The following is a 10,124-nucleotide window of genomic DNA, read 5'->3' on the forward strand; positions in this document are numbered from 1 at the left end:
TAAGGCCGGAAATCTGTGAGGATCCACACTCATCTCTCAATTTCAGCACAATGCCAAAGGCTAAGTGGTTGGGATGCGTTCATTACATTCTCGTAATTGCAGAAGACAAGGACGAAACGGGGGTCATATGTTGTTTGACCAGCGTGCAATATCGCTGGTTGAGTCGGACATCAAGCCCGACAATACAAAGGGAGTTATCAGAATACTAAACATTAGTACCATTTATGACGAAAAATGTGTAGATACCTATGGCTTACAGGGGGTATTTGGCTGACCGGTCACCTAAATCTCCTAAATGGAAAAGCTGTCCCTGAAAATTTTCTACTCAGAAAAAGATTTTCCAGTGACGGCTTAAACGAATTCAGGTTAAATTAATATCACACTGGCTCTGTATCTCTGCTGATTAACAGCGTTCTATTCAAAGCTTCAGCTAAAGCTATTTTATACTCATGACTCTCCATCATACTAAAATGATTTCCCGAAACAGCAATCAACTGAAGTAAAGCATCAGGCATTATATGTGCCCAACCTAACGAGAGATCTGTGTTTACAGATTCGGATGCTTCTTCCATTATAAAAGAAATCATATGATCAGATTCAATTGCATAGAATTGATGCAATTTTATTGTCAACGCTGTCGGTTCATAATCTGTAACTATTTGTACATAATTTACAATTTGCTCCCAACGTTTGGCGATTATATCAGCACATAGACTTGCTGGGTATAATGCTAATTTTTGTGAAAGTTCAATAAACTGAATCAAATTCAACTCTTCAACACTCCGGTACAACGTTGATATTTCTTCTGGATGCCCCCCTCCTAACTGTCTAGCGAGTTCACTAAGGAAGTGATATTTGGGTTGCACGATTTCTTTTCCTAAATAATGAGGTGCAGGTGAATCAATTAGCCCTAGGTAATTAACTCGCTCACCGATATCCAAAAGTTGCTGGGCAATCGCGTAGGCCAATATACCACCAGAAGAATAGCCCCCTATCCGATATGGACCAGTGGGTTGAACGGCTTTCATCATGGTCACCATTCTGGCTGCTAACTCTTCCATCGTTGACATCGGTTCTTCATTTATGGAAGGCCAAGGCAATGCATAAATCGGGTAACCCGATGAGATATGCTGAGACAGCCCGAAGACATACGAATAATCACCCATACCACTGGGAACAAAAAATAGTGGCAGCCCAGTTCCACCTGACCGTACTGATATGGCGTTATTTTGCGGTTGAAGCAGAGGAGCTGAGACAATTTTTGCGGCTAATTCGGCCAATACAGGGAATTGAAATAGGGTATTTAACGTGAAACTCAACCCCCGTCCAGCGGCAAGATTCATCATTCGTACCGCTAATAGTGAATGCCCGCCCAACGCAAAGAAATTGTCGTGCCGACTGATTTTTTCGATACCCAGCAGTTCATGCCAAATCGCGGCCAACACGGTTTCGGCTGTCCCTTGTGGTACTTCATAGTATTGACGGGCAAACGCTTCGCTATCCAGTTCTGGCAATGCCAGTCGATCCAGTTTGCCATTAGCTGTTAACGGGAAGCTATCCAGTCGCACAAATGCTGTCGGCACCATATACTCTGGCAGAACCGAACTTAGATACATGCGCAGGCTGTTGACCAACCCCTCTTCAGCATCCGCCACCACATAAGCCACTAATCGTTTTTCGGTTCCATCATCCAGTGACACCACTACGGCCCCATGCACTGCCGTGTATTCCATTAACTTGGCTTCTATCTCCTCCGGTTCAATACGGAAGCCTCGAATTTTTACCTGCTGATCATTACGACCAAAGAATTCCAGATTGCCGTCCGGACGATAACGCGCCAAATCTCCAGTACGGTACATACATGCATCACGCTTATCGCTATATGGATCATGAAGGAAACGTTCAGCAGTTAATTCGGGCCGGTTGAGATAACCACGAGCCACACCAGCACCGCCGATATAAATTTCGCCGACTACGCCAAGTGGGACGGTTTTCCCAATTGAATCAAGAAGATAAATCTTGGTATTGGCGATGGGACGGCCTATCACTGATGCTTCCGGTATTTCTGTTTGGACAGAGTATTCATACCAGGTGGCATCACCATTGATTTCGGATGAACCATAAAAATTTAACAAGCGGAGCCAAGGGTAATCTGTGATAACTCGTCTAGCCAATTCAGGGACCAGCCGTTCTCCGCTGCAAACCAAGGTTCTAATAGATTTCAATTCATCGCTATCGCCTTGAATTAATTGATTTAACAGTGAAGGCACTACCACCAGATAATTAACCCCAAAGCGACGTAAACCATCACTGAAACGGTTAAGATCTTTCACTTCATCCTCACTGAACACAACCAGTTTACCACCAGCCAATAACACACCTAACATCTCGGTGACGGAATCAACAAAACTGATGCTGGTTTTCAAAGCCCCAACCAATGGTGTCGTTGCAATATCTCGGACAAACCATAGTAGGCGATTGCTCAACGCTTGGTGACTGTTCATCACGCCTTTAGGTTGTCCTGTAGAACCGGAGGTGTAAATGACATAGGCCAAATGGTGTGATGTCAGTCCCAACGCCTGAGGTTCTGGATTATCAGTGGAATATGGCATCCAGAATGTTGCTTGGGCATCAAGTACAACAGTAGGCACAGTGCTGACTAGCCGATCAGCCCACTTGGTTTGAGTCAGTACCACAATGGGGGCGGCATCTTCGAGCATATAGGCCAATCTTTCATCTGGATAAGTTGGATCGAGTGGTACATAAGCCCCGCCGGCTTTCAGTATAGCTAATACCCCAACCACCATTTCGGGTGATCTTGACACACACATCCCGACCCGTTGATCCGGTTCAACACCCCATTCAATCAACCTATGGGCCACTCGATTGGCATGGGCATTGAGTTCAGCATAACTGAGACTCTGCTCTCCATACACGAGGGCAATGGCATCCGGAGTTTTCGCGGCCTGCTGTTCAAGCAGTTGATGAATACATAATTCTTCAGGATACTGCATTTCCGTTGTGTTCCAGGTATTCAACAATAACCGACGCTCTGCCGGAGCCAAAATATCCATGTCTCCTATCTTCTGTTGGGCATTGCCCACCATCGTTTGTAGCACCGCCTGCAAATATCCCATGTGCCGCTCAATCGTAGTGTGATCAAACAGAGCGGTACTGTAATTCAATGTCCCACTAATTCCGCCAGCCTCTTCATACAGTTCCAGTTCGAGATCAAATTTAGCAACTTTGATGGTGTCAAAAACCTGATCAATCGGTGTGACGGTCAGATCCGGCAATTCCCAGTTCATATCTTCATTGTTCTGCCAGATAAACATTACCTGAAACAACGGTGTATGCGCCAGCCGACGGGGTGGTTGGACTATTTCCACCACCTGCTCAAATGGCAGATCCTGATGTGCCTGAGCAGCTAATGCTGTTTCCCGAACCTGTGTCAGGTATTCCGCTACAGTCAATTTGCTCGAAGCCGCCATTCGTAAGGCCAACGTGTTGACAAAGAAGCCTATCAACGGTTCCACTTCCTGTCGGCTGCGGCCGGCGCTGGAGGTACCGACAATGATGTCCTCCTGACCGGATAGCCGCGATAAGACGATACCCCAGGCTGACAGCACGGTCATAAACAATGTCACACCATGCTGCTGGCTTAACTGTTTGAGGGCAGTTGTCAGTGCCGGATCGAACCGGACAGGCACAACCTCACCGACAAATGACTGTACCGGTGGCCGTGGCCTATCAGTAGGCAAATCCAATAGCACCGGCGCATCTGCCAACACAGCCCGCCAATAGTCAGATTGCGCCTGGGTGCGCTCTGTGGAAAGCCACTGATGCTGCCAGGCGGCATAATCTGGATATTGAATGGTCAACGGTGGCAGCGGATTCGGGTAACCAGCCAGAAAGGCCGTGTAGAGCGCGTTTAGTTCCTGTATCAGAACCGTGACCGACCAACCATCGGACACAATATGATGCTGAGTCAATAAGAACTGAGTATCCTCCTCCGACAACCGGATAAGCATCGCCCGAATAAACGGTCCTTGACTGAAGTCAAACGGCGTAGACACTGCTTCGGTATACAGCTGTTCCAGTACTGTATCCGCCTCTGGGTGCCCGCGTAAATCATGCTGTACCAACGTTAACCCACAGTCTTCTGCCAGCAGTCGGATCTGTGGCTGACCGTCAACGGAAATAAAGACTGTACGCAGCGCTTCATGCCGGGCAAAGACGGTATTCAATGCCTGTTGCCAAGCCGCTATATTCAGCCGGCCACGCAAATTCAGCGCTAGAGGGATATGATACGTTTCACTGACACCGTCAAGCTGGGTTAGGAACCACAAACGCTGTTGGGCAAAGGATAGCGGTAATTTCCCCTCTCGGGAAACGGACAGTATGACAGGCAAGGTGACATTGTCTTGGTTATCTCGCCGAATCTGAACCGCCTGTGCTAAAGCCACCAATGAAGGCGAGTCAAACAGCACCGCCAACGGTAATTCCACGCCCAATACGGCCATTATCCGGTTCATCACGCGCACCGCCAGCAGGGAATGCCCGCCAAGGGCAAAGAAATTGTCGTGCCGACTGATTTTTTCGATGTCCAGTAACTCACGCCAAATAGTAGCCAGAGCCGTTTCTATTTCTCCTTGGGGAACGACATATTTCTGGCGAGCAAATGCGTCCTCATCGGGCACCGGCAAAGCCTTGCGATCCAGTTTGCCATTCAATGTCAGCGGGAAATTGTCCAGGCGCACGAACGCCGTCGGTACCATATACTCCGGTAGAACTTTACTCAGGTGCTCACGCAAATTATTCGCCAGCCCTTCTCCCACGTCCGCCACCACATACGCCACCAGACGTTTGTCCGAACCCTTCCCTTGTGCCACTACGACCGAACCATGTACTACCGGGTGATCCATTAACCGGGCTTCAATTTCTCCCAGTTCAATGCGGAAGCCACGGATTTTCACCTGTTGGTCATCGCGGCCAAGAAACTCCAGATTACCATCCGGCAAATAGCGCGCTAAATCGCCGGTACGGTACATACGTGCTTCCGGTTTGGCATTGAACGGATCATTCAGGAAACGCTCTGCTGTCAGTTCAGGCCGGTTCAGATAACCCCGTGCAACACCGGCACCGCCGACATATAACTCTCCGGTAACACCCTCCGGCACGGGTTGAGCGTATTTGTCCAGCAAATACAGCGTAAGATCCGGAATACGTGTACCAATCGGGCTGACCCCATGAATCACATCATGGCGATTGAGTACCCGGTAAGTCACATGGACGGTCGTTTCCGTAATGCCATACATATTCACTAACTGTGGTGACGTGTCTTCTCGTAAGTGATACCACGGCTTCAATATACTTGGGTCAAGGGCTTCTCCACCAAAAATAATATAACGCAACTGATCCGATAAGGGGTTATCAACGTAGTTGGCAATAAAGGCTTTGAAAGCACTGGGGGTTTGATTCAGTACTGTAATACCGTGCCGGTACACAAATTGATGGAATTCCTGTGGGGAGCGGGTCATTGCGTGGGGGACTAAAACGAGTTTAGCGCCATAACGCAATGCCCCCCATAATTCCCATACCGAAAAGTCAAAAGCAATGGAATGAAACAGACACCAACGGTCTTGTTGATTAAAGTGATACCAAGATTCAGTCGCCTCAAACAATCGCAGGATATTACGATGTTCGACCATCACCCCTTTCGGAGTCCCTGTTGAGCCAGACGTGTAAATGACATAGGCCAGATGACGGGGAGTCAATTTGGGTACCTGTGGATTACTGTCCGATTGCTCAGGCAGATTATTCGGGTCAAGTACCTTTCTCCCGGACAGTACCTGCTCGCCCAAGGCTATCCGCCCGGTTTCATCCGCAAGGACAATAGATGGGGCTGCGTCGGTGAGGATCTGTGTCAGGCGATCACCGGGATAAACCGGATCCAGTGGCACATACGCCCCTCCGGCTTTCAGTATAGCCAATACCCCAACCACCATGGCCAGTGAACGTGAAACACAAATAGCGACTAACTGGTCTGGTGCTACCCCCAACGCCAGCAACTGATGCGCCACCCGATTGGCACGGGCATTGAGTTCAGCATAACTGAGCGTCTCATCTTCATATACCAGCGCAATGACGTCCGGGGTTTTCGCTGCCTGCTGTTCGAATAACTGATGGATACATAACGTTGCAGGATGCGGTGTTTCCACCACATTCCGGGTTGTCAACAACAGGGTGCGCTCGGCTTCCGGCAGAATTTCCAAGCTCCGAACCGAGCTGTCCGGCGTATGCTCTAGTGCGGCCGCCAGACTTTCCAGTGCTTGTTGCATATAACCGCATATCCGCGCGGAATCAAATGGCTGAACTGTTTGTGCCGTCAAACCCAGACCATCACCAAAATCTTCGATCGACAACACAAAGGGGTAACTAGTCCGCTCCTGCCCATCAACAAACTCAATCCCACTTATCCACTCATTGGATGGGGCTGAGATCGCAGCATTATGCCGGTAGTTCAACAGGGCACTGAAAAGGGGACTTTCGTTGTCAATGCCGCTGCACCGTTGAGCCAGTGCCAGTGACGCATGCTCGTGGGCCAATAATCCGGCCAGTCGAGTATGAGCCTGCTGTACACTCTTCCGTACTGACGTATTATCAATATCCAACCGCAGCGGCAGGGTATTAATAAACAGCCCCAAACCATTCTCCACCCCAGTGCCCGCCGCCATGCGCCCGAACAGTATGGTGCCAAACACTACCTTTTCCTGTCCACTGGTGCGTGACAAGACTTGCGCCCAAGCCAGATGGCATAATGCCGCCAAACTGACGCCCAATTGCTGGGCCAAACGGCGCAGACGGCCATTCAGCGCGGCGGATAACATCTGGAAATATTCCGTTACTTGCGAACCATCACGATGCACCTCAGCTAAACCAAACGGCAGGGTCGGCTCCGCCACATCTGCCAGCATGTCCGTGAAGAAACGATTGTGCGCATCTTGACTAATGCCCAACCTCGCCTGTGCCACCAGATGGCGGAACGGTACCGGAACGGGCAGTGTCTCCGCTTGTCCCACCAGATACGCCCGGACTTCATGGTGCATCACTTCCTGCGCCGTGTGATCGCCAATCAGGTGGTGCTGCAATTCCAATAAGCACCAACGACCGTCCGTTTCCTGGGCAATGACAAATTGCAGTAACGGCGCTTCATTTAAGTTAAGACGATAATAACGGGGATCAAAACGCCGGATTAACTGTTCATTGACTGGCCCGTCTGCCGGATCTAACGTCAGCTCGATGACAGATAGCGTGGCCTGACGCCAGACCACCTGTGCTGACACAGACATCCCCTGCCAGATAAAGGCCGTCCGCAGAATATCGTGGCGGTTGATCACTTGCTGCACTGCGGCCAAATACCGGTCCAGTAACGCGCGGTCTGCAAACATCATCTGGATGGACAACAGGTATGGATCCCCCCTGTTTGTCAGTAAATGGTGGAATAAGATCCCATCCTGCAATGGCGACAGGGCATAAATGTCCTGAATATTATTCATGCCACCCGGTACTTGCCCGACGATATAATCAATATCCGCCTGAGTCAGGTCTATCAACGGCAACATCGCTGGCGTGAGCGTGATGATATCCGGGGTAATGACATTGTCGGGTACGGGCACAGCTTGGTACTGTTCCAGTTTGTGCGCCAACTGGGATAGTACGGATGTCTGAAACAGGTCACGTACCGACAATTTAAGCCCCTGATGACGCAAATGTTCAATCATCCGTACAGCCAGCAAAGAATGCCCACCCAGTGCAAAGAAATTGTCGTGCCGGCTGATTTTTTCAATGTCCAGTAACTCACGCCAGACCGCCGCCAAAATGGTTTCTATTTCCCCTTGAGGGGCTGCATGTCTCTGATGGGCAAATGCATCCTCATCAGGCACCGGCAAAGCCTTGCGATCCAGTTTGCCATTCAATGTCAGCGGGAAATTGTCCAGGCGCACGAACGCCGTCGGTACCATATACTCCGGTAGAACTTTACTCAGGTGCTCACGCAAATTATTCGCCAGCCCTTCTCCCACGTCCGCCACCACATACGCCACCAGACGTTTGTCCGAACCCTTCCCTTGTGCCACTACGACCGAACCATGTACTACCGGGTGATCCATTAACCGGGCTTCAATTTCGCCCGGTTCAATACGGAAACCGCGGATTTTCACCTGCTGGTCATTACGGCCCAGATATTCCAGCGTGCCATCCGACAGATAACGGCCTAAGTCCCCAGTACGGTACATGCGGGCACCCGCGTTATCGTTGAACGGATCATTCAGAAAACGTTCTGCTGTCAGTTCAGGCTGGTTTAGGTAACCACGTGCGACACCCACACCACCAATGTAGATTTCCCCCGTGCAACCCAATGGCACGGGTTGCCCTGTTTTATCCAGCAGATAAATGCGGGTATTTTTGAGAGGTCGACCGATAGAACGATCTTCACTCGGCGATGAGACTTCTTGACAGGTTGCCGTTACCGTATTTTCCGTCGGTCCATAAGCATTTAATAATCGGGGCCGATAACCGCCCTGCCCGAACCAGTCTTGAATGGTATGTTTTTTGACGACCTCACTCCCGATGATGATCAGTCTGAGGTCGTCAGGCAGTGGCAGTTCTTGTTCACTGGCTGCCAGTTCAGACCAGAACAATGTCGGTAAAAACATGACCGTGATGTGATTTTGCCGGGTCAAAGCGATGAATTCCGGTATGGAAGTCAGCCAGCTATCATCACGCATCACCAACGTGGCGCCAATACATAACGCTGAGAAGCATTCCTCAACGGAGACATCAAAGGCAAAAGTGGCAAATTGCAGTACACGATCTGACGCCGTAACTGCGTAAAGTTCATTTACCCCCAACGTACGTTGATAAAGAGCCTGATGCTCGACCATGACTCCTTTCGGTATGCCGGTCGAACCCGAGGTATAAATCACATAGGCCAGATGCTGTGGTGTTAAAGCCGAAACTTGTGGGTTACTATCCGGCAGGTCAAACCGGGCATTCGGGTCAAGCACCGTCCGTCCGATCAATGCCTTCTCTCCCAAAGTTGTTCGGCCAGTTTCATCCGCCAAAACAAGAGCCGATGCAGCATCAGTGAGTATCTGTGTCAGGCGTTCACTGGGATAAGTCGGATCCAGTGGAACATACGCCCCGCCCGCTTTCAGTATGGCCAATATCCCGACAATCATGGCCGGTGAACGTGAGACACAAATCGCGATTAACGTATCAGGCGTTACACCCAATCTAGTTAATTGATGGGCCAACCGATTCGCCCGGATATTGAGTTCGGCATAGCTCAGGCATTGTCCCTGGTACTCCAATGCCGTGGCTTCCGGCATTTTCTCAGCCTGCTGTTCAAATAATTGATGGAGACACATCGCGTCAGGATACGGTGTTTCCGTCACATTCCACGTTTCCAGCAATAACCGGCGCTCTGCCGGGGGCAGGATATTGATCTCTTCCACCCTCTGTTGGGCATTGGCTACTATCGCTTGCAGCACAGTCTGTAAGTATCCCGTGTGCCGCTCAATCGTCGTGTGATCAAACAGGGCGGTACTATAATTCAATGCCCCGCTAATCCCGCCTGATTCCTCATACAGTTCCAGTTCAAGATCAAACTTAACGCTCTTAACCAGCTTGACGGCATCAAAAACCTGCTCATTCGGTGTAACATCCAGCCCCGGCAATGCCAAATCTGTATTTTCATTGTTCTGCCAAGCAAACATCACCTGAAACAGTGGGGTATGTGCCAGCTGACGAGGCGGTTGCACAATTTCCACCACCTGCTCAAACGGCAAATCTTGATGCGCCTGAGCCGCTAATGCAGTTTCCCGCACCCGGGACAGGCATTCCGCCACGGTCAGTTCACCCGAAAGCGCCATCCGCAAGGCCAGTGTGTTGACAAAAAAACCTATCAGTGGCTCTACTTCCTGTCGGCTGCGGCCGGCAGTGGGAGTACCGATAATGATATCGTCTTGACCGGACAACCGTGATAAAACGATACCCCAGGCTGACAGCACGGTCATAAACAACGTGACACCGTGCTGCTGGCTTAACTGTTTGAGGGTGGC

General features: G+C 50.1%; 2 protein-coding genes. One reads left to right on the top strand and one right to left on the bottom strand.

Translation table 11 applies throughout. The annotated features are described in order from the left end of the window. Positions 1-127: 127 nt before the first annotated feature. Positions 128-274 (top strand): hypothetical protein, encoded by a 147-nt coding sequence (locus ACGF63_RS21665; protein WP_387633142.1) that lies wholly within the window; start codon positions 128-130, stop codon positions 272-274. Between the two features lie 103 nt (positions 275-377). Here ACGF63_RS21665 and ACGF63_RS21670 read toward each other — a convergent pair. Then, on the bottom strand, positions 378-10,124 hold a 9,747-nt coding region (locus tag ACGF63_RS21670; protein WP_387633143.1), incomplete at its 5' end, for an amino acid adenylation domain-containing protein.

Origin of the sequence: Photorhabdus sp. RM322S, from assembly GCF_042879395.1 — a bacterium.
GTDB classification, from domain to species: Bacteria; Pseudomonadota; Gammaproteobacteria; order Enterobacterales; family Enterobacteriaceae; genus Photorhabdus; species Photorhabdus khanii.

Coding starts and splice junctions, on each gene's coding strand:
- ACGF63_RS21665 (WP_387633142.1), top strand. CDS start 128: ATGTTGTTTGACCAGCGTGCAATATCGCTGGTTGAGTCGGACATCAAG.